The sequence below is a fragment of the Acidovorax sp. YS12 genome, assembly GCA_021496925.1.
Lineage (GTDB): Bacteria > Pseudomonadota > Gammaproteobacteria > Burkholderiales > Burkholderiaceae_C > Paenacidovorax.
The window spans coordinates 2,919,725-2,940,370 of the sequence record CP053915.1 but is presented as its reverse complement, the minus strand read 5'-3'; the positions used below and the strand labels follow the sequence as shown (position 1 = coordinate 2,940,370).

The 20,646-nt window shown below is 71.0% G+C and carries 16 protein-coding genes; all 16 read left to right on the top strand.

What is annotated here, in order from left to right:
• The first annotated feature begins 3 nt into the window (after positions 1–3).
• The 16 genes from kdpE (at position 4) to YS110_13270 (ending at position 20,567) form a co-directional block, all read left to right on the top strand.
• Complete coding sequence (gene kdpE / locus YS110_13345) at positions 4–714, top strand: two-component system response regulator KdpE (GenBank protein UJB65666.1); 711 nt, start codon at positions 4–6, stop codon at positions 712–714.
• 306 nt (positions 715–1,020) lie between these two features.
• Positions 1,021–1,326, top strand: a complete 306-nt coding sequence (locus tag YS110_13340) for a hypothetical protein (protein UJB65665.1) — start codon at positions 1,021–1,023, stop codon at positions 1,324–1,326.
• Positions 1,327–1,397: 71 nt separating this feature from the next.
• The gene (locus tag YS110_13335; GenBank protein UJB65664.1) at positions 1,398–2,549 is read left to right on the top strand and encodes an efflux RND transporter periplasmic adaptor subunit; all 1,152 of its coding nucleotides are present in this window, start codon (positions 1,398–1,400) and stop codon (positions 2,547–2,549) included.
• Positions 2,542–5,730, top strand: a complete 3,189-nt coding sequence (locus YS110_13330) for an efflux RND transporter permease subunit (GenBank protein ID UJB65663.1) — start codon at positions 2,542–2,544, stop codon at positions 5,728–5,730. The genes YS110_13335 and YS110_13330 overlap by 8 nt, the downstream gene beginning before the upstream one ends.
• Before the next feature lie 17 nt (positions 5,731–5,747).
• The gene (locus YS110_13325; GenBank protein UJB65662.1) at positions 5,748–7,124 is read left to right on the top strand and encodes a TolC family protein; all 1,377 of its coding nucleotides are present in this window, start codon (positions 5,748–5,750) and stop codon (positions 7,122–7,124) included.
• 34 nt (positions 7,125–7,158) lie between these two features.
• The gene (mgtA, locus tag YS110_13320; protein UJB65661.1) at positions 7,159–9,942 is read left to right on the top strand and encodes a magnesium-translocating P-type ATPase; all 2,784 of its coding nucleotides are present in this window, start codon (positions 7,159–7,161) and stop codon (positions 9,940–9,942) included.
• A 37-nt stretch (positions 9,943–9,979) separates the two neighbouring features.
• The gene (locus YS110_13315; protein ID UJB65660.1) at positions 9,980–10,708 is read left to right on the top strand and encodes an MgtC/SapB family protein; all 729 of its coding nucleotides are present in this window, start codon (positions 9,980–9,982) and stop codon (positions 10,706–10,708) included.
• A gap of 108 nt (positions 10,709–10,816) precedes the next feature.
• Positions 10,817–11,905, top strand: coding sequence for a HAMP domain-containing histidine kinase (locus YS110_13310; protein UJB65659.1), 1,089 nt, complete (start codon positions 10,817–10,819; stop codon positions 11,903–11,905).
• Positions 11,902–12,543, top strand: a complete 642-nt coding sequence (locus YS110_13305) for a response regulator transcription factor (GenBank protein ID UJB65658.1) — start codon at positions 11,902–11,904, stop codon at positions 12,541–12,543. Before YS110_13310 ends, YS110_13305 begins: the two co-directional genes overlap by 4 nt.
• Complete coding sequence (locus tag YS110_13300) at positions 12,540–13,298, top strand: nucleotidyltransferase family protein (protein UJB65657.1); 759 nt, start codon at positions 12,540–12,542, stop codon at positions 13,296–13,298. Before YS110_13305 ends, YS110_13300 begins: the two co-directional genes overlap by 4 nt.
• On the top strand, positions 13,295–14,677 hold the full coding sequence (locus YS110_13295; protein UJB65656.1) for an aminopeptidase P N-terminal domain-containing protein: 1,383 nt from the start codon (positions 13,295–13,297) through the stop codon (positions 14,675–14,677). The genes YS110_13300 and YS110_13295 overlap by 4 nt, the downstream gene beginning before the upstream one ends.
• A 297-nt stretch (positions 14,678–14,974) precedes the next feature.
• Positions 14,975–16,138, top strand: coding sequence for an RNA ligase RtcB family protein (locus YS110_13290; GenBank protein ID UJB65655.1), 1,164 nt, complete (start codon positions 14,975–14,977; stop codon positions 16,136–16,138).
• Complete coding sequence (locus YS110_13285) at positions 16,129–16,731, top strand: peptide chain release factor H (protein UJB65654.1); 603 nt, start codon at positions 16,129–16,131, stop codon at positions 16,729–16,731. Before YS110_13290 ends, YS110_13285 begins: the two co-directional genes overlap by 10 nt.
• A gap of 180 nt (positions 16,732–16,911) precedes the next feature.
• Positions 16,912–18,348: a pyruvate kinase gene (gene pyk / locus YS110_13280; protein UJB65653.1), complete on the top strand. Its 1,437-nt coding sequence runs from the start codon at positions 16,912–16,914 to the stop codon at positions 18,346–18,348.
• Between the two features lie 274 nt (positions 18,349–18,622).
• Complete coding sequence (locus YS110_13275) at positions 18,623–19,687, top strand: fructose-bisphosphate aldolase class II (protein ID UJB65652.1); 1,065 nt, start codon at positions 18,623–18,625, stop codon at positions 19,685–19,687.
• Between the two features lie 145 nt (positions 19,688–19,832).
• Entirely contained in the window at positions 19,833–20,567 is a 735-nt protein-coding gene (locus YS110_13270) for a hypothetical protein (GenBank protein UJB65651.1), read from the top strand.
• Positions 20,568–20,646: the final 79 nt, after the last annotated feature.

The window sequence follows — 20,646 nt, the reverse complement described above, 5'->3', positions numbered from 1 at the left end:
CCCATGACTTCATCACCGCCTTGCGTCGCCATCGTGATCGAGGACGAGCCGCAGATCCGGCGTTTCGTGCGCAGCGCATTGGAAGAAGAGGGCTGGCTGGTGCACGAAGCCGCCACCCGGCGCGATGGACTGGCGGCCACAGGCACGCGCAAGCCGGATTTGCTGGTACTCGACCTGGGCCTGCCCGACGGCGACGGCGTGGAACTGATCCGCGACGTGCGCGGCTGGTCCGGCGTGCCCATCATCGTGCTCTCGGCGCGCGCCGACGAGGCCGACAAGATCGCCGCGCTCGACGCGGGGGCGGACGACTATCTCACCAAGCCCTTCGGTACCGGCGAACTGCTGGCGCGCGTGCGCGCCAACCTGCGCAGGCCGCGGGCCGCCGCTGGCGAGGCCGCCGAGGCGGTGTTCCGCTTCGGCGACGGCGCGGGCGCGGTGGAGATCGACCGCGCGCGGCGCCTGGTGCGCCGCGCGGGGGCGGAAGTCCACCTCACGCCGATCGAGTACCGCCTGCTGGCGGTACTGGTGGCCAACGCGGGCCGCGTGCTCACCCAGCGGCAGTTGCTGCGCGAGGTCTGGGGGCCGGCGCACGGCGGCCAGAGCCACTACCTGCGCGTTTACATGGGCCATCTGCGCGGCAAGCTGGAGGTGGATCCCGCGCAACCCCGCCACCTGCTCACCGAAACGGCCGTGGGCTATCGCCTCGTTCTTTGACCACTGCGCTGGCTATACCTTGGTATAGCCAGCGTGATCCATCGTCTCGCCGCGCCTTCCCAAGAGGCTCTGGTGGCCGGCGGCCCCGGGCGGGACAATCGCTGCCATGCCACGCCGCCTGTACGGCGCGTTTCTTTCACCCCCCCACGATGGAGGACAAAGCCATGGACTCAGACCCTGACGGGCGCTTGTGCGCCGCTCCCCGTCCGTCCCGCTCATTCCACCCGGCCGGCTCGGCCTGGAGGGCCTCCATCGCCTGACGCATGCGAGGTCTCCGCCCGGGCCGCCCCACTCAGGAGAACTCCCATGACCCGTCAACAACTGCATGTTGCGCTGCGCGAGGCCCTGCTCTCGCGCAATGTGCACCAGGTCCGCGCCCTGCGGGCGACCTACGGCTTGCCCGCTTTTTCCACCGCCGTGGCCGGCTGCTCGCCCCGTGTCGCCGCCGATGCGCTCAGCCTGCTGCCTCCCGATGACCGCAATGCCGTGCTGCGCCACCTGCCGCGGCCGGTGCGCGACAGCCTGCGTCCGCTGGGCATCGTGCCTGCCGCGCCGCAACCCGCCCGCCGCCTGGGCTGGGGCCTGCTGACCTGGCGCGACGCTGGTATCTGACGGCCTCTGGGCCGTGCCTGCCGCGCTGGTTGCGCACGGTTTGCCTCTTCCCCTCCCACCAAGGAATTCCCATGACTTTCTGTATGGCTGCCTGCTTGCGGCGTGGCGCCTTATTGCTGCTGAGTGCTGCGCTCTGCGCCTGCGACCAGGGCATTGCTTCCGGGACGGACACTGCCCCCACCGTGCAGGCAGCGCACGATACCCCGGCATCGCGTCGCCAGGGCCATGCGATCGAAGTGCCCCAGGATTCGCCGCTGCGGGTGCAACTGCGGGTGCAGGCCGTGGCCACGGCGGAGTTGTCCACGCCCGTTGGCGCACCGGCCAGCATCGAGGCCGCGCCGGAAAAGCTGGTCAAGGTGGCGCCGCCGGTGGCTGGCCGCCTGGTACAGGTCCACCGCGTGCTGGGTGACGCCGTGCGCGCGGGCGATCCGCTGTTCACCATGGATTCGGCCGATATGGCCAACGTGCGCGCCGACCAGGCCAAGGCCCATGCCGTGCTGCTCCAGGCCCAGCGCGAGGCCGATCGCCAGAAGCTGCTGCTGGATGCCGACATTGCTGCGCGCAAGGACTACGAGGCGGCGGAACTGGCGCTGGCCACGGCCCGTGCCGATGCGGCGGCCGTGGCCGACCGCCTGGCCCAGATGGGCGCGCCTGCCTCTGCCGGCGCACGTGGCGTCTATGTGCTGCGCTCGCCCATCAGCGGCCGTGTCGTGGAAATGAGCGGCGCCCAGGGTGCCTATTGGAACGATATCAACGCCCCGGTGATGACCGTGGCCGATCTGTCCACCGTCTGGCTCAGCGCCAATGTGGCCGAGCGCGACCTGGCCAGCGTGGCCGTGGGCCAGGATGCCCGCATCACGCTGGCCGCCTATCCCGGCCAGACGCTGGAGGGCAAGGTGCGCTACGTGGGTGAACTGCTGGACGCCGAGACGCGCAGCGTGAAGGTGCGCGTGGCCGTGGACAACAAGGACGGCCGCCTGCGGCCGGGCATGTTCGCCCAGGTACGCCTTGACGGCCCGCTCCACCAGGCCACGATGGTGCCCGCTTCGGCGCTGCTGCAAAGCGGCGTGGGCACGCGCGTCTTCGTGGAGCAGCCGGCCGGCCACTTCGTGCCGCGCGAGGTGCAGGTCGGCGTCCAGCAGGGCCAGCAGGTGGAGATCACCGGCGGCTTGGTGGCGGGTGAGCGCGTGGTCGTCAACGGAGGGGTGTTGATCCATGATTGACCGCCTCGTCACCCTGTGCTTCCAGCGGCGCGGACTGGTCTGGCTGGTGTTCGCCTTCGCCGCGCTGTACGGTGTGTTCTGCTGGAAGCAGTTGCCCATCGAGGCCTACCCGGACATCGCCGACACCACCTCGCAGATCGTCACCCAGGTGCCGGGCCTGGCCGCCGAGGAAATCGAGCAGCAGATCACCGTGCCGCTGGAGCGCGCGCTGCTGGCGACGCCGGGCATGCACGTGCTGCGCTCGCGCAGCCTGTTCGCGCTGTCGCTGATCACGGTGGTCTTCGACGATGGCGTGGACGGCTACTGGGCACGCCAGCGCCTACAGGAACGCATCAACGATGTCGACCTGCCCTATGGCGCCAAGCCTGGGCTCGATCCGTACAGCTCGCCCACCGGGGAGGTCTACCGCTATACGCTGGAGAGCCGGACCCGCAGCCTGCGCGAACTGTCGGAACTGCAGGCCTGGACCGTCATTCCCCATCTGAAAAAGGTGGCTGGCGTGGTGGACGTGACCAATTTCGGCGGCTTGACCACGCAGTTCATGCTTGAGGTCGATCCGCAGCGCCTGCTGCAGTACGGCGTGACGCTGGCCCAGGTGGTGGACGCCATCAACGCCAACAACGCCAGCAGTGGCGGCGGCGTGCTGGATCGTGGCGAGATCTCGTACGTGGTTCGTGGCGTCGGCCTGCTGCAATCGCTGGACGACATGGGCCAGACGGTGGTCAAGACCACCAATGCCGGCGTGCCGGTGCTGGTCCGGGACTTGGGCCGTCTGGCCTACGGCAACGTGGAACGCCGCGGCGTGCTGGGCAAGGACGGTGACAGCGATGCCGTCAGCGGCATCGTGCTGCTGCTCAAGGACACCAATCCGTCGCAGGCACTGGAAGGCATCCACGCCGCGGTGGATGCACTCAACAGCCGCATGCTGCCGCCTGACGTGCGGATCGTGCCCTACCTCGACCGCACGACGCTGATCGCGCGCACCATGGATACCGTCGGCCACACGCTGGTCGAGGGCCTGGTGGTGGTCACGCTGGTGCTGCTGCTGTTCCTGGGCAGCCCGCGCGCCGCGCTGATCGTGGCGCTGACCATTCCCATGGCGCTGCTGCTGGCCTTCGTCTTCATGCACCACGTTCATATCCCGGCCAATCTGCTGTCGCTGGGGGCGATCGACTTCGGCATCCTGGTGGATGGCGCGGTGGTGGTGGTCGAAGGCATGTTGCGTCTGCGCGAAGAGCGCGAGGATCGGCCGCTGACGCCGCGCGATGCCGTGGCCGCCACGCTGCAGGTGGCGCGCCCGATCTTCTTCGGCATGTGCGTGATCGCCGCCGCCTACCTGCCGCTGTTCGCCTTCGAGCGCATCGAATACAAGCTCTTCGCCCCGATGGCCAGCGCCGTGGGCGCGGCCCTGGCTGGCGCGCTGGCCGTGGCGCTGTTCCTAACGCCGGCCTTGGCCTGGCTGGCCTTCCGCCGCCCGCGCAAGGTCTTCCACAACCCGGTACTGCATGCGCTGGACACGCGCTACGGCCGTTTTCTGCAGCGCGCGGTGGGTAGGGGCCGCTGGTGGCTGGCCACGCTGTGCGTGGCGCTGCTGGCCCTGGTTGGCCTGGGTGCGACCATCGGCCGCGACTTCCTGCCCTACCTGGACGAGGGCTCGATCTGGCTGCAGGTGCAACTGCCGCCGGGCATCACGCTGGACAAGGCGCAGCAGATGGCCGATGCGCTGCGCAGCGCCGCGCGCGAGTTCCCCGAGGTGTCCTACATCGTCACCCAGACCGGCCGCAACGACGACGGCACCGACTACTGGACACCGTCGCACATCGAGGCCAGCGTGGGCCTGCATCCGTACAAGACCTGGAAGTCCGGCTGGACCAAGCAGCAACTGATCGGCCACATGGCCGCGCGCTTCGCCCGCATGCCGGGCTATAGCGTGGGGTTCATGCAGCCCATGATCGACGGCGTGCAGGACAAACTCTCCGGTGCGCACAGCGACCTGACGCTGAAGGTCTTCGGCGACGACCTGGACAACGATCGCCGCGTGGCCGAGCAGGTGGTGGCCGTGCTCAAGAACGTGCCCGGCGCCGCCGATGTGGCGGTGGACGTGGAGCCGCCGCTGCCCAATCTGCGCATCGCGCTGGATCGCGCCGCCGCCGCCCGCCTGGGCGTCAACGCCAGCGATGTGGCGCAGCTGATCGCCACCGGCATCGGCGGCGCAGCCATCGGCCAGTTGTATGTGGGCGAGAAGAGTTACGACATGACCGTGCGCTTCGGCCCCGAGGCGCGCGGCAGCGTGGACGCCATCGGCCGGCTGCGCCTGGCCTCGGCCAGCGGCGCCCAGGTGCCGCTGGCCGACGTGGCGCGCATCGGCACCACACAGGGCCAGAGCGTGATCGTGCGCGAAGGCGGCGAACGCCACATCCTGGTCAAGCTGAATGTGCGTGGACGCGACCTGGCCGGTTTCCTAGGGGATGCGCGGGCCGCCATCGCCCGGCAGGTCCAGTTCGATCCGCAGCACGTCCGCCTGGAGTGGGGCGGCCAGTTCGAGAACCTGCAGCGCGCCGAGGCGCGCATGGCGGTGATCCTGCCGCTGACGCTGGGCCTGATGCTGCTGCTGCTGTTCGGCGCCTTTGGCAACCTGCGCCAGCCGCTGATGGTGCTGGGCATGGTACCGCTGGCCATGATCGGCGGCCTTGCCGGCCTGCACTTGCGCGGCATGACGCTGAATGTCTCCAGCGCCGTGGGCTTTATCGCGCTGTTCGGCGTGGCCGTGCTCTCCGGGGTGCTGATGGTCTCGCAGATCAACCGCCTGCGCCGCGAGGGCGGGCGCTCGCTGCGCGAGGCCGTGGTCGAAGGCGCGGCCACCCGCATGCGCCCGGTGCTGATGACGGCCACTGTCGCCGCCTGCGGCCTGATACCGGCGATGCTGGCCACCGGCCTGGGCAGCGACGTGCAGCGCCCGCTGGCCTCCGTGGTGGTCTTCGGCCTGATCAGCGCCACCGCGCTGACCCTGCTGCTGCTGCCCGCCATCTACCACGCGGTCGAGGCCTGGGCGGAGCGCCGGGCCGCGTGCCGCGCCGCCCGCGCCGCGGCACGCGGCGACAGCGACCTGGACTGGGACGTGCCGGACACGCCGCCGGCCGCCGCGGACCAGCCAGTCCAACCCCATAGCCCCGGCCACTGAGGCCCGCGAGAACCGCCATGCATTTTGTCTTTCTCCCTTCCCGCCGAACCCTGGCGCTGCGGCTGGCGTTGGCCGGCCTGGGCGTAGCCGGTGCGACGGCCGCACTGGCCGCCGCGGCCGCGCCGCCAGCCGGTGCCCCGGCCGTGCCCGCCGTGCTGGCCAGTGCCCGGCCACAGTTGCGCTTCGTCGACTACCTGCAGGCCGTCGAGGCCCACAGCCTGGATCTGCAGGCCCAGCAGACCACGGTCACGGCGGCCCGGGCCGGCGTCGGCATCGCCGGCCTGCGCCCCGACCCCGAGCTTTCGCTGGGCTGGAGCCGCGAGCAGGTCAGGACCGGCGTGCCGCGCCCGTCCAGCTACAACCCGGCCATCAGCTGGGAGCTGGAAACCGGTGGCAAGCGCGCCGCCCGCATCCGCGAGGCCACGAGCCATGTGCGCCTGGCCGAGGCACAGGTCGAGGGCTTTCGCCACGGGCTGTTCAATGATTCGGCCAGCGCCTTCGCCGAGGTCTGCCGTACCCGCGAGGTGCTGGCGCGCAAGCAGCAGACGCTGCAGGCGCTGGACGACGTGGTGCGCGCCAACGAGGTGCGCCGCAAGGCCGGCGACGTGGGTGGCGTGGAACTGCTGCAGTCGCGCGTGGAGCGCGACCAGTTCGCCGCCGATGTGACCCAGGCGCGCGCCGACGCCCAGGCCGCGCTGGTGGCGCTGTCGGTGCCGCTGGGCCGGCGTGTCGGCGAGGTGCTGGGCGACGGCCCGCTGGACTGCGACTTCGCCCCCTTCACCGCAGGGGACGACCTGCAGGCCCTGCTGCCGGCGGCCATGCAGGCGCGCGACGACATCCAGATCGCCGAGGCCACGCTGAACAATGCGCGCGACAAGGCGTCGCTGGCCCAGGCCAACCGCTGGGTCAATCCCACGCTGTCCGTGGGCGTGACCAACACCGCAGGCTACCCGGCCGGCACCGGCAGGGACGGCGAGCCCTATGACGCAGCCAGCCGTTCACGCACGCTGGCGGTGTCGGTCAGCGTGCCGTTGCCGCTGTCGCGCCTGGACAAGGGCGATCTGGTGCAGGCCGAGGCCGAGGTGACCCAGGCCATGCTCGGCCTGGAGCAGGCCCGGCACAGGGCCGAGGCCGACGTGCGAGCCGCCCGGTTCCGCTTTGTCGCCGCGCGCGACAACGTGGCGCGCTACCGGGACGGCGTCTTGGCCGACGCGCAGAAGGTGCTGGAGGGCATGCGCCTGTCCTACCGGCATGGTGCCGCCTCGCTGCTGGAGCTGTTGGTGGCCCAGCGCTCGGCCGACGATGCCTATCTGGCCTATCTGCAGGCCCGTGCCGATCTGGCCACGGCCACCGTGCAATTGCAATTGAGCGTGGGGCAGCGCCCCGCACTCTGAAGCGCGGGGGCATGCGCCGCGCAGGGAGAAGAAGATGCACTTTCTAACGTCCTGGTTCGGCGGCTTTCTGCGCCGCCGCCACAACCTGCGGCTGTTCCGCCGCAGCGCGCTGCCGGGCATGGCGCGCGGCCCCGGCGGCAAGCCGGTGGCGCCCGGCGCGGTGCCCGCGCAGCGCACGCGCGCGCTGTGGCGCGCCGCCTGCGACGACATTCCCGGCACCCTGGTGCGGCTGCAGTCCCATGAGGAGGGGCTGAGCGAGGGCGAGGCCGCCGAGCGCCTGCGCCGCGTCGGCCCGAACGAGGTGGACCACGAAAAGCCGCTGCCCTGGTGGCAGCACCTGTGGCAGTGCTACCGCAATCCGTTCAATGTGCTGCTGACGCTGCTGGCCGTGGTGTCGTACCTGACCGAAGACCTGCAGGCCACCCTCGTGATCGGCACCATGGTGCTGCTGTCCACGCTGATCCGTTTTGTGCAGGAGGGGCGCTCGCTGCGTGTCGCCGAGCGCCTCAAGGCCATGGTGGGCAGCACCGCCACGGTGATACGCCGCGACCTGGGCACCGAGGCCGCCGAGGTGGCGGAGCGCTACTTTGGCGTCCATGTGCATTCGCGCCACCCGGCCCAGCGCCGCGAGGTGCCGATGCGCGCGCTGGTGCCGGGCGACCACATCCTGCTGTCCGCCGGCGACATGGTGCCGGCCGACTGCCGCGTGCTCACCGCCAAGGACCTGTTCGTGGCCCAGGCCGCGATGACCGGCGAATCGCTGCCGGTGGAGAAGTTCGCCGAGCGCCAGCAGCTCGCCGAGGGCCTGCTGGAGCAGGACAACCTGCTGTTCATGGGCACCAACGTGGTCTCCGGCGTGGCCACGGCCGTGGTGGTGGCCACCGGCAACCAGACCTACTTCGGTCAGCTCGCGCACCGCGCCGTGGCCACGGATCGCGCGCCCACCGCGTTCCAGGCGGGGGTCAACAGCGTCTCGTGGCTGCTGATCCGCTTCGCGCTGGTGATGGTGCCGCTGGTGCTGCTGCTCAACGGCTTCACCAAGGGCGACTGGATGGAGGCCTTCCTGTTCGCGCTGTCGGTGGCCGTGGGCCTGACGCCGGAGATGCTGCCGATGATCGTCACCTCCACGCTGGCCAAGGGCGCGGTGGTGCTGTCGCGGCAGAAGGTCATCGTCAAGCGCCTCGACGCGATCCAGAACTTCGGCGCCATGGACGTGCTGTGCACCGACAAGACCGGCACGCTGACGCAGGACCGCATTGTGCTGGAGCGCCACACCGACGTCTTCGGCCACGAGTCGCGCGAGGCGTTGCACCTGGCCTGGCTCAACAGCTACCACCAGACCGGGCTGAAGAACCTGCTGGACCGCGCCGTCATCGAGCACCTGCAGCTGCACCCCGAGCCCGGGCTGGAGGCCGCCTGGCGCAAGGTGGACGAAATTCCCTTCGACTTCGAGCGCCGGCGCATGTCGGTATTGCTGCAGCCGCGGGCCGGCGGCGACACGCTGCTGGTGTGCAAGGGCGCGGTCGAGGAAATGCTGGCCGTGTGCACGCAGGTGCGCGACGGCGAAAACACCGTGGCGCTGGATGCCGCCATGCTGGCGCGCGTGCGCGCCGTGACCGAGGGGCTGAACGCCCAGGGCCTGCGCGTGGTCGCCGTGGCCCGCCGCCACCTGCCGGCCAGCCCGCTGGCGGCCTGCGGCTATGGTGTGGCCGACGAGGCCGGGCTGACGCTGGTGGGCTACATCGCCTTCCTCGACCCGCCGAAGGAATCCACCGCCCCGGCGCTGCAGGCGCTGGCCGCGCACGGCGTGGAAGTGAAGGTGCTGACCGGCGACAACGAGCTGGTGGCGGCCCGCATCTGCGAACAGGTGGGCCTGGCGGGCGGCCCGCCCGTGACCGGCGCGCAGATCGAGCGCATGGACGACGCCGCGCTGGCCGCCGCAGTGCAAGCGCACCGGCTGTTCGCCCGGCTGACGCCGCTGCACAAGGAGCGCATCGTGCACGCGCTGCGCGCGCAGGGCCGCGTGGTCGGCTTCATGGGCGACGGCATCAACGACGCGCCCGCGCTGCGCGCCGCCGACATCGGCATCAGCGTGGACGGCGCGGTGGACATCGCCAAGGAGGCGGCCGACATCATCCTGCTGGAGAAAAGCCTGATGGTGCTGGAGCAGGGCGTGGTCGAGGGCCGCCGCACCTTCTGCAACATGCTCAAGTACATCCGCATGACGGCCAGCTCCAACTTCGGCAACGTCTTCTCGGTGCTGGTGGCCTCGGTGTTCCTGCCGTTCCTGCCCATGCTGCCGCTGCAGCTGCTGGTGCAGAACCTGCTGTACGACATCTCGCAGATCGCCATCCCCTTCGACCGCGTGGACGACGAACTGGTGCGCCAGCCGCTGCGCTGGAACCCGCAGGACATCGGCCGCTTCATGCTGTGCTTCGGCCCCTTGAGCTCGGTGTTCGATATCCTGTGCTTCGCCATGATGTGGTGGGTCTTCCAGGCCAACACGCCGGCGCAGCAGGCGCTGTTCCAGTCCGGCTGGTTCGTCGTCGGCCTGCTCACGCAGACGCTGATCGTGCACATGATCCGCACGCCGCGCCTGCCCTTCCTCCAGAGCCGCGCCGCCTGGCCGCTGCTGCTGACCACGGCGGCCATCATGGCCGTGGGCATCTTCCTGCCCATGGGGCCGCTGGCCGGCCACTTCAAGCTGCAGGCGCTGCCGCTGCTGTACTGGCCGCTGCTGGCGGCCATCCTGCTGGGCTATGTGGTGCTGGTCACGTGGGTCAAGCGCGCCTACATGCGCCGCTTCGGCTGGCAGTGAGGGCCGCAGTGACATCTTTCCTGGCTAGGATGGCCGCATGAACCAATGGCCCGCCTTCGACCTCTCCGCCACGCTGAGCACCCTGGCCAGCCTGCTGCTGGCCTTCCTGCTCGGCGCCCTGATCGGCTTCGAGCGCCAGGTGCGCCAGCGCACGGCGGGGCTGCGCACCAACACGCTGGTGGCCGTGGGCGCGGCGGTGTTCGTCGACCTGGCGGTGCGTTTTCACACGCTCTACGGCGGCTCGCCCAGCCCGCTGCAGGTGATCGCCTACGTGGTCTCGGGCATCGGCTTCCTCGGTGCGGGCGCCATCATGAAGGAGGGCGCCAACGTCTCGGGCCTGAACACCGCCGCCACGCTCTGGGGTTCCGCCGCCGTGGGCTGCTGCGCCGGCGCCAAGCTGCTGCCCGAGGCCGTGCTGGCGGCGCTGTTCGTGCTGGCGGCGAACACGCTGCTGCGCCCGGTGGTCAACCGCATCAACCGCCAGCCGGTGCAGGAGGAATTCAGCGAGGCCACCTACACGGTCTACGTCATCTGCCGGCGCGCGCGCCAGTCCGAGGTGCGCGAGCAACTGGTCGAATGGCTGGAGGCCGCCAGCTACCCGGTGCGCGACATCGACCAGCACCCCTTCGGCCAGGGCGACGCGGAGATCGAGGCCACGCTCTACGCCACCGCCGTGGACGGCGGCGAACTAGACCAGATCATGGCCCGCCTGGAAGCTGAGGACGGCGTGCTGCAGGCCTTCTGGAACGCCAGCGCGGAGGATTGATGCTTCACAAACAATAGCTGCTTGCGCTTGCCAGATAAGGAATTGAGGTGGTTTTCCACCGCAATCGCTTGACTGGCAAGCGCTGGCAGCTCCTATAAGGAGAGCGCCATGCTCGCTTCCCTGCGCCCCCCGGCGCGCGTGCGCCGCGCGCTCATCGCCCTGGCCCTGGGCCTGGCCATGGCCGCCATCTTCGTGGCCGACACGCTGACCGAGTACGCCGTGGCGGCGGCCGTGTTCCACACGGCGGTCATCCTGGTGGCGGTGCGCTGGTTCAGCCCGCGCGCCGTGGTGGCGCTGGCGCTGGCCTGCATCGCGCTCACCGTGGTCAGCTTCGCGCTCACGCCGGCCGGGCTGTACAGCGTTGGCCTGGTCAACACCGGCATCAGCATCCTGGCCATCGCCATCACCGCCTACCTGGGCCTGAAGATGGTGGCCGCGCAGGCGGCGGCCCACGCGGCCCAGGCACGGCTGCTGCAGATCGCGCGCGCCACCAGCCTGGGCGCGCTGACCGGCTCCATCGCCCACGAGGTCAACCAGCCGCTGGCGGCCATCGTCACCAGCGGCCACGCCTGCCAGCGCTGGCTGGCGCAGCAGCCGCCGCAGCTGGAAAAAGCTGGCCAGGCGCTGCAGCGCATCCTGGCCGACGCCGAGCGCGCCAGCAACGTCGTCACCCGCATCCGCGGCATGGCGCGCGGCGAGGCGCCGCGGCGCCAGCGCTTCGATCTGGAAGAAGCCGCGCGCGACATGGTGGCCCTGTCGCGCGGCGCGCTCGACGCGCGCGGCATCGCCGTGCGCTGGGACGCCGCGCCCGGCTTGCCCCCGGCCTGGGCCGACCGCGTGCAGGTGCAGCAGATCGTGGGCAACCTGCTGCTCAATGCCATCGACGCCATCGACGCCATCGACACCGCCGGCCCCGGCGGTGTGCCCGAAATCATCCTGTCCCTGCGCCGCCCCGGGCCGGAGCAACTGGAGCTGTGCGTGACCGACAGCGGCATCGGCCTTGACCCCGCCGTGCAGGCCCACCTGTTCGATGCCTTCTGGAGCACCAAGAGCCAGGGCATGGGCCTGGGGCTGACGCTGTGCCGCAGCATGGCCGAGGCCCACGGCGGGCGGGTCTGGGCCGCGCCGCGCGCCGACGGGCGCCGTGGCGCCAGCTTCCACATCAGCCTGCCGGCGCTGCGGGACAATGCGGCATGAACGGCGCCCGGGTGTATGTGATCGACGACGACGCCTCGGTGCGCGCCGCCATCGAGGACCTGCTGGCGTCCGTGGGCCTGGCGGCGCAGGGCTTTGGCTCCACGGCTGCGTTCCTGGCGCACTGGCGCCAGGCCGATGCAGCGGGAGACGGCACGCCCGCCTGCCTGGTGCTCGACATCCGCATGCCCGGCCAGAGCGGCCTGGAGTTCCAGCGCCAGATGCAGGAGCTGGGCATGGCGCTGCCCGTGGTCTTCATCACCGGCCACGGCGACATCCCGATGAGCGTGCAGGCCATGAAGGGCGGCGCCATCGAGTTCCTGACCAAGCCCTTCCGCGACCAGGATTTGCTCGACGCCATCCAGCTCGGCCTCGGGCGCGACCGCGACCGGCGCGCGCAGGCGCAGGCGCAGGCGCTGCGGCGCGCGCGCTGGGACAGCCTCTCCCCGGGCGAGCAGGCAGTGGTGCGCGGCGTGGCCGCCGGGCGGCTCAACAAGCAGATCGCGGCGGACCTGGGCGTGAGCGAGATCACCGTCAAGGTGCGCCGCGCCCAGGCCATGCGCAAGATGCAGGTGCGCACGCTGGCGGAGCTGCTGCGAGTGGCCGACCCGTTCTGCGGCACCTACACTGCGCCCCCATGACCACGTTTCCGATCCCCGCCATGCTGCTGGCCGCCGGCCGTGGCGAACGCATGCGCCCGCTCACCGACACCTGCCCCAAGCCGCTGCTGGCCGTGCAGGGCGTGCCGCTGCTGGAATGGCATTTGCGTGCGCTGGCTGACGCGGGCGTGCGCCGCGTGGTGGTCAACACCGCCTGGCTGGGCGATCGAATTTCAAGCCATTTTGGCCTTCAGCCCTTGCTGGACAAGCGCCAGCAGCTATCGATTTCATACTCCAACGAGGGGCGCGACTTCGGCCGCGCGCTGGAGACGGCCGGCGGCATCGCGCGCGCGCTGCCGCAGCTCGGCCCGGTGTTTTGGCTTGCGGCGGGCGACGTGTTCGCGCCCGACTTCGTCTTCGCGCCCGAGGCCGCGCAGGCCTTCGCCGCCAGCCCCCTGCTGGCCCACCTGTGGCTGGTGCCGAACCCGCCGCACCACCCGCGCGGCGACTTCGGACTCTCGCCCGAGGGCCTGGCGCTGAACCTGCCCGGCGCCGACCCGGCGCCGCGCTACACCTACAGCACCCTGGCGCTGCTGAAGGCCGAACTGTTCGCGCCGCCCTGGTGCGACATTCCCCCCGGCAACCCCGAGGGCATGGCCGCGCCGCTGGCGCCGCTGCTGCGCCGCGCCATGGACGCGGGCCGCGTCGGCGCCGCGCCGTACACCGGCCGCTGGACCGATGTGGGCACGCCCGAGCGCCTGCAGGCGCTCAACCAGGGCACTACCATAGCGCCATGACCACACCCCATGCCCAGCGCCGCCAGGCCCTCGCGCGCCAACTCGGTGCCGGTGGCATCGCCCTCATCCCCACCGCCACCGAGCAGCCGCGCAACCGCGACAACAGCTTCCCGTTCCGCCACGACAGCTACTTCTACTACCTCACCGGCTTCACCGAGCCGCAGGCGCTGCTGGTGCTCACGGCCGAGGGCGAATCCACCCTGTTCTGCGCGCCCAAGGACCTGGAGCGCGAAATCTGGGATGGCTACCGCCTCGGCCCCGAGGCCGCGCCCGCCGCGCTCGGCGTCGATGCCGCGCACTCCTTCGCCGAACTGGCCGCGCGCCTGCCGCGCCTGCTGGAAAACCGCAGCCAGGTCTGGTTCCCGTTCGCCACCCATCCGGGCCTGGCCGCGCAGGTCGAAGGCTGGCTCGGCCAGGTGCGCGCGCGCGCGCGCTTCGGCGCGCTGTGCCCGGCGCAGCAGGGCGACCTGTGCACCCTGCTGGACGAAATGCGCCTGGTGAAGGATGCGCACGAGCTGGCCACCATGCGCCGCGCCGCCGAAATCAGCGCCGGCGCCCACGTGCGCGCCATGCGGCAATCGGCGCGCCTGCTGCGCGCGGGCCAGGATTTGCGCGAATACCACCTCGACGCCGAGCTGCTGCACGAATTCCGCCGCCACGGCGCGCAGTCCCCGGCCTACGGCTCCATCGTCGCGGCCGGCGCCAATGCCTGCGTGCTGCACTACCGCGCCGACGCCGCGCCGCTGCGCGACGGCGAGCTGGTGCTGATCGACGCCGGCTGCGAGCTCGACGGCTATGCCAGCGACATCACGCGCACCTTCCCGGCCAACGGGCGCTTCACCGGGCCGCAGCGCGCGCTCTACGACCTGGTGCTGGCCAGCCAGGAGGCCGCCGTGGCCGCCACGCGCCCCGGCAACCGCTTCAACGACCCGCACGACGCCACCGTGGCCGTGCTGGCCCAGGGCCTGCTCGACCTGGGCCTGCTCGACAAGGGCAAGGCCGGCAGCGCGCAGGACGTGATCGAGCAGCGCGCCTACTTCCCGTTCTACATGCACCGCACCGGCCACTGGCTGGGCATGGACGTGCACGACTGCGGCAGCTACGTCGAGCCTGCCGAGGTGGGCCAGGCGAGCGCGCGCCAGGACCCGCTGTCGGGCGAAACCATCACCAACCGCCCGAGCCGCATCCTGCGCCCGGGCATGGTGCTGACCATCGAGCCCGGCCTGTACGTGCGCCCCGCCGCGGGCGTGCCCGAGGCGTTCTGGAATCTCGGCATCCGCATCGAGGACGACGCCGTGGTCACCGAAGGCGGCTGCGAACTCATCACGCGCGGCGTGCCCGTGGCGGCTGACGCAATCGAGGCGCTGATGCGCGACTGATGCGGCGGCGCAACAGCCGCTGCCCGCCCGCGCTGGCCGGGCGTGCGCGCCGCCGCTAGACTCGCCCCCTCTTTTCTTTTTCGCAAAGGAGCAGCCCATGACTGCACGACACGCTCACACCGTCCTTTGCTGCACCCGCAAGGCCGCCGCGCTGGCCTGATTCCACCGCCCTGCCCGCACCGCCGGACAGGCCCGAGAACCCCAGCCGCCGCGCTGCGCCCCTTGCGGCATGCAGCCCCCTGGCAGCGCCACGCACCGCGTGGCGCCTGGTTTCTCTTGCCTGTTCCAAAGGTTTTCATGGGCAATTCTTCCCTTCAAGGCGGCGCGCCACAGGTGCGCGTATTCGCCAACGACCGCGTGTGGATCGAAGACGCCGCGGTCCAGCAACTCCACACCACCGCGCGGCTGCCGCACATGCGCGCCGCCGTCGGCCTGCCGGACCTGCACCCCGGCCGGGGCTATCCGGTGGGCGCGGCCTTCTTCACCGTGGGCCACCTGTACCCGGCGCTGGTGGGCGGCGACATCGGCTGCGGCATGGCGCTGTGGCGCACCGGGCTGCGCACGCACAAGGTGTCGCCCAGCGGGCTGGAAAAGCAGCTCGGCAGCATCGACGGGCCGCTGCCCGATGCGCTCATGGACGACGCGCTGGCGCAGCTGCGCGCGCTGCCCACGGCGCCGCTGCCCGCCACCGAGGCCATGCTGGCCGAGAGCCTGGGCACCATCGGCGGCGGCAACCACTTTGCCGAGCTGCAGGTGGTCGATGCCGTGTACGACGCCAGCGTGGCGCTCGACGCCAAGCACGTGCACCTGCTGGTGCACAGCGGCTCGCGCGGGCTGGGCGGCGCCATCCTGCGCGAACACGTCGAGCGCTGGGGCCACGCCGGGCTGGCCGCAGGCTGCGACGATGCGTGCGCCTACCTGGCCGCGCACGACGCCGCGCTGGCCTACGCCGCGTGCAACCGCCACTGGATCGCCCAGCGCATGCTGCGCGCGCTGCGCACCGGCGGCCAGTGCCTGCTGGACGTGAGCCACAACCACGTGCTGCCCGCCGTGGCGCGGGGCGAGGCGGGCTACCTGCACCGCAAGGGTGCCACGCCGGTCGGCCAGGGCCTGGTGGTGATTCCCGGCTCGCGCGGCGACTACAGCTACCTCGTGGCGCCGCGGGCGGACTGCCACGACGCGCTCGATTCGCTGGCGCACGGGGCCGGGCGCAAGTGGGCGCGCGCGGACTGCATGGGGCGCCTGGCGCCGCGCTTTCCGTCCGAGGGGCTGCGCCGCACGCGCTTCGGCAGCACCGTGGTCTGCGCCGACAAGGCGCTGCTGTACGAGGAGGCGCCCCAGGCCTACAAGGACGTGGACGCCGTGGTGGCGACGCTGGCCGAGGCCGGCCTGGCGCGCCTGGTGGCCCGGCTGCGGCCGCTGCTGACCTACAAGAAAGGGGCGCTGTCCGCATGCTGCTGATCCAGATCACCGCCGCGCAGGGCCCGGCGGAATGCGAACGCGCCGTGGCCATCACCGTGCGTGCCCTGCTGCGCGACGCCGGGGCCCACGGCATCGCGCTGGCCGTGGCGCAGGAGGCGGGCACGCCGGCGGGCTTCAGGTCGGTGCTGCTGCAGGGCGCGGCCAGCGCCGCGGCGCGGCAATGGCTGGCCACGTGGGAGGGCAGCGTGCAGTGCGTCTTCACCAGCCCCTGGCGGCCGGGCCACCGGCGCAAGAACTGGTTCGTGGGCGTGCAGCGCTGCGCCGTGCCCGAGGCCGTGGCGGGGCTGGACGACGGCGCCATCGTCTACCAGGCCTGCCGCGCCAGCGGCAAGGGCGGGCAGCACGTCAACACCACCGACTCGGCGGTGCACGCGCTGCACGTGGCCAGCGGCATCGCCGTCAAAGTGATGGGCGAGCGCAGCCAGCACGCCAACAAGCGCCTGGCGCGCACGCTCATCGCCCTCAAGCTGGCCGAGCGCCAGGCCGCGCAGGCCGAGGACGCGGGGCGCCAGCGGCGCCTGCAGCACCAGGCGGTGCAGCGCGGGCGGCCCGTGCGGGTGCTGGCGGGCTGAGGCTGCTACCAAAGCAATAGCTGCTGGCGCTTGTTTTTATTGGGTTTGCAGCATAAAAGAGTTGCAAGCCCTTGCCAGGCAATCGCTGGCAGCTCCTGTTTTTGCTGCCGCTTGTCGCACGGATGTAACCAGATTCGTGCAAAAATTGAAACCGGATTACACGCACACCAGGAGACCCTCATGCAATTGCTTCGCGCCACCAAGATCGTCGCCACCCTGGGCCCCGCTTCCAGTGACCCCCAGCTGCTGGAGCAGATGGTCCGCGAGGGCGTCAACGTCGTGCGCCTGAACTTCAGCCACGGCAAGGCACAGGACCACATCGACCGCGCCGCCATGGTGCGCGAGGCCGCCCAGCGTGCCGGGCGCGAGGTGGCCATCATGGCCGACCTGCAGGGCCCGAAGATCCGCGTGGGCAAGTTCGCCGAGGGCAAGGTGTGGCTGGAGCCGGGTGCGCCCTTCGTGCTCGACGCCTCGCGCACCGAACCGGGCGACCTGCAGGGCGTGGGCCTGGACTACAGGGAGCTGCCGCGCGACGTGAAGCCGGGCGACACGCTGCTGCTCAACGACGGCCTGATCGTGCTCACCGTGGAGGCGGTGCGCGGCGACGCCGTGCACACCACCGTCAAGCTCGGCGGCGAGCTGTCCAACAACAAGGGCATCAACAAGCAGGGCGGCGGCCTGACGGCGCCCGCGCTCACCGCCAAGGACATGGAGGACATCAAGACCGCCATGGGCTTCCAGGCCGACTACGTGGCCGTGAGCTTTCCCAAGAACGCCATCGACATGGAGATGGCGCGCCAGCTGTGCAACGTGGCGGCGGCGGACTACGGCCACCGGCCCGCGCTGATCGCAAAAATAGAGCGCGCCGAGGCCATCCCGCGCCTGGAGGAAATCCTGCGCGTGTCCGACGGCATCATGGTCGCGCGCGGCGACCTCGCCGTGGAGGTGGGCAACGCCGCCGTGCCCGCGCTGCAGAAGAAGATGATCCGCATGGCGCGCGACATGGACAAGGTGGTCATCACCGCCACGCAGATGATGGAGAGCATGATCACCAACCCCGTGCCCACGCGCGCCGAGGTGAGCGACGTGGCCAACGCCGTGCTCGACGGCACCGACGCCGTGATGCTCAGCGCCGAGACCGCGGCGGGCAAGTACCCGCTGGAGACGGTGCGCGAGATGGCCAACATCTGCGCCGCCGCCGAGGCCGCCGAGGACGTGGAGCTGGACGCCGACTTCACCGGCCGCACCTTCGGCCGCATCGACCAGAGCATCGCCATGGGCGCGCTGTTCACCGCGCACCACCTGGGCGCCAAGACCATCGTGGCGCTGACCGACAGCGGCTCCACCGCGCTGTGGATGAGCCGCCACCGCATCCACATCCCGATCTACGCGCTCACCCCCAAGGTGGCCACGCAGCGCAAGATGGCGCTGTACCGCAACGTGCGCCCGCTGCTCATGGACACCAGCGCCGACCGCGACACCGCGCTGGAGCAGGCCGAGATGCACCTGAAGGCCCGCCAGATCGTGCAGGCCGGCGACATCTACGCCATCACCTGCGGCGAGCCCATGGGCCAGCCCGGCGGTACCAACATGCTGAAGATCTGCCGCGTGGCGTAAGCCCCTGGGGTGCGCTGCGGCGCTGGCGGGCCTGGATGGGGCAGGCCCGAGTGCCGCGCCACCGGTCATCTGCCGGTCTGCGCTGGCCCTCGAATCGCATCGCGGCGTTGCATCGCTTGCCAATACGCCCGGTATTGGCGGCGCAATGCGCCTTGCGCTGCGATCCGAGGGCGGCGCGCAGCCTTCGGCATCTGACCGGTGGCGCGACACTAGAATCGAGGGTTACCAAGCGGTTACCACCGCTTTTCCTCAACCCTCGACCGGACTCCCCACCATGCCTCTCGTCTCGATGCGCGAACTGCTCGACCATGCCGCCGAAGCCGGCTATGGCATCCCCGCCTTCAACGTCAACAACCTGGAGCAGGTGCAGGCCGTCATGGCCGCGGCCGACGAAGTGGGCGCGCCCGTGATCCTGCAGGCCAGCGCCGGCGCGCGCAAGTACGCGGGCGAGAGCTTCATCAAGCACCTGATCGCTGCCGCCAGCGAGGCCTACCCGCACATCCCGCTGGTCATGCACCAGGACCACGGCACCTCGCCCGCCATCTGCCAGGGTGCGCTCGACCTGGGCTTCGGCTCGGTGATGATGGACGGCTCGCTGCGCGAGGACGGCAAGACCCCGTCCGACTTCGCCTACAACGTGGACGTGACGCGCCAGGTGGTCGCCATGGCGCACCGGATCGGCGCCACCGTCGAGGGCGAGCTGGGCTGCCTGGGCTCGCTGGAGACCGGCGAGGCGGGCGAGGAAGACGGCGTTGGCGCCGCCGGCAAGCTGGACCACAGCCAGATGCTGACCGACCCCGAGGAAGCCGCGCAGTTCGTCACGGCTACGCAGCTCGACGCGCTGGCCATCGCCATCGGCACCAGCCACGGCGCCTACAAGTTCACGCGCCCGCCCACGGGCGACGTGCTGGCCATCAGCCGCGTCAAGGCAATCCACGCGCGCATTCCCAACACCCACCTGGTGATGCACGGCTCCTCCAGCGTGCCGCAGGACCTGCTGGCCCTCATCAACCAGTACGGCGGCAAGATGAAGGAAACCTACGGCGTGCCCGTGACGGAAATCCAGGAAGCCATCAAGTACGGCGTGCGCAAGATCAACATCGACACCGACATCCGCCTGGCCATGACCGGCGCGGTGCGCAAGTTCCACGCCGAGAACCCCGACAAGTTCGACATGCGCGAATGGATGAAGCCCGCGCGCGAGGCCGCCAAGGCCATCTGCAAGCAGCGCTACCTGGAATTCGGCTGCGAAGGCCAGGCCGCCAAGATCAAGGGCGTGCCGCTGGCCGCGATGGCGCAGAAATACGCCGCCGGGGAACTCGCGCAGGTCGTGCGCTGAGCGCCCCGCGCGACGGCCATGCCAAGGCAGCCCGCGGGCTGCCTTTTTTGCACGCGGCCCGGGCGCCGCGCCGGTGGGGGCAGCTCCCTACAGCGGGCGCGCGCGGCGGGGGCGCAACCATCTTCATGTAAGCTTGTGGTCAGATATGAATACATCCGCTCTGCCAGCCCGCCGCTGGCTGCCCCGTCTGCTCCTGGCCTGCGCCGCCCTGGCCCTCGGGGCCTGCGCGCCCCTGGAGCGCCAGCCGAACGAGTACCAGGTCGGGCGCACGCGCCTGAACCTGCCCCCGGGTGACTGGGAGGACCTGGGCACCAGCGACGCCGTCTACCCCCTGCCATCGGAGCCGGGCGACAGCATCGCGCTGCAGGCGCGCACCCTGGTGCTGCGCGGCGCCAAGAAGGACGTGCTGGCCGTGCTGCGCGTGCAGACCAACCGCGGCAACTTCGAGCGCGAGGACGTGCTCTGGACCGGCAATTGCCCGCGCCAGCAGGGCATGGACGTGGAGGACGCGCGCAGCGGCTCCAGCGTGCGCGTGGACTGCCTGCGCATGAAGCGCTGGGCCGACGGCGCCTGGATGGACAAGCACCAGACCGAATGGGCGCAGTGGCTGGCCGGCCGCAAGCTGGCGCCGCCGCAGCCGGCCAGCTACATCAGCTACCGCTATGGCATGGACCGGGGCGCCCTGGTCGTGGTGGACGCCTGGGTGGCGCAGCACCTGCTGCGCCCGCAGACGCGCAACAGCCATGAATTCCTGGTGGCCGGCAGGCCCGCCAAGGCATGGACCGAGGCGCTGGCCCAGGCCGCCCGGCAGAGCACCGGCATGATGGACGGCACCCTGACCATCCCGCCGTTCCCCGTCCCCGCGGCGCCCCGGCCCTAGCCGGCGGCCTGTGCCTGGGGGACGTTGCGCAGCATCAAGCGGTGGCCCCGGCTTCGGGATAACCACCGGCGTGAGAGAA

Excerpts from the sequence above, each read along its gene's own strand:
- YS110_13340 (UJB65665.1), top strand. The coding sequence starts at position 1,021 with ATGACCCGTCAACAACTGCATGTTGCGCTGCGCGAGGCCCTGCTCTCG.
- YS110_13300 (UJB65657.1), top strand. The coding sequence starts at position 12,540 with ATGACCACGTTTCCGATCCCCGCCATGCTGCTGGCCGCCGGCCGTGGC.
- YS110_13315 (UJB65660.1), top strand. The coding sequence starts at position 9,980 with ATGAACCAATGGCCCGCCTTCGACCTCTCCGCCACGCTGAGCACCCTG.
- YS110_13305 (UJB65658.1), top strand. The coding sequence starts at position 11,902 with ATGAACGGCGCCCGGGTGTATGTGATCGACGACGACGCCTCGGTGCGC.
- mgtA (UJB65661.1), top strand. The coding sequence starts at position 7,159 with ATGCACTTTCTAACGTCCTGGTTCGGCGGCTTTCTGCGCCGCCGCCAC.
- YS110_13325 (UJB65662.1), top strand. The coding sequence starts at position 5,748 with ATGCATTTTGTCTTTCTCCCTTCCCGCCGAACCCTGGCGCTGCGGCTG.
- YS110_13295 (UJB65656.1), top strand. The coding sequence starts at position 13,295 with ATGACCACACCCCATGCCCAGCGCCGCCAGGCCCTCGCGCGCCAACTC.
- YS110_13270 (UJB65651.1), top strand. The coding sequence starts at position 19,833 with ATGAATACATCCGCTCTGCCAGCCCGCCGCTGGCTGCCCCGTCTGCTC.
- YS110_13275 (UJB65652.1), top strand. The coding sequence starts at position 18,623 with ATGCCTCTCGTCTCGATGCGCGAACTGCTCGACCATGCCGCCGAAGCC.
- pyk (UJB65653.1), top strand. The coding sequence starts at position 16,912 with ATGCAATTGCTTCGCGCCACCAAGATCGTCGCCACCCTGGGCCCCGCT.
- YS110_13285 (UJB65654.1), top strand. The coding sequence starts at position 16,129 with ATGCTGCTGATCCAGATCACCGCCGCGCAGGGCCCGGCGGAATGCGAA.
- YS110_13335 (UJB65664.1), top strand. The coding sequence starts at position 1,398 with ATGACTTTCTGTATGGCTGCCTGCTTGCGGCGTGGCGCCTTATTGCTG.
- YS110_13290 (UJB65655.1), top strand. The coding sequence starts at position 14,975 with ATGGGCAATTCTTCCCTTCAAGGCGGCGCGCCACAGGTGCGCGTATTC.
- YS110_13310 (UJB65659.1), top strand. The coding sequence starts at position 10,817 with ATGCTCGCTTCCCTGCGCCCCCCGGCGCGCGTGCGCCGCGCGCTCATC.
- YS110_13330 (UJB65663.1), top strand. The coding sequence starts at position 2,542 with ATGATTGACCGCCTCGTCACCCTGTGCTTCCAGCGGCGCGGACTGGTC.
- kdpE (UJB65666.1), top strand. The coding sequence starts at position 4 with ATGACTTCATCACCGCCTTGCGTCGCCATCGTGATCGAGGACGAGCCG.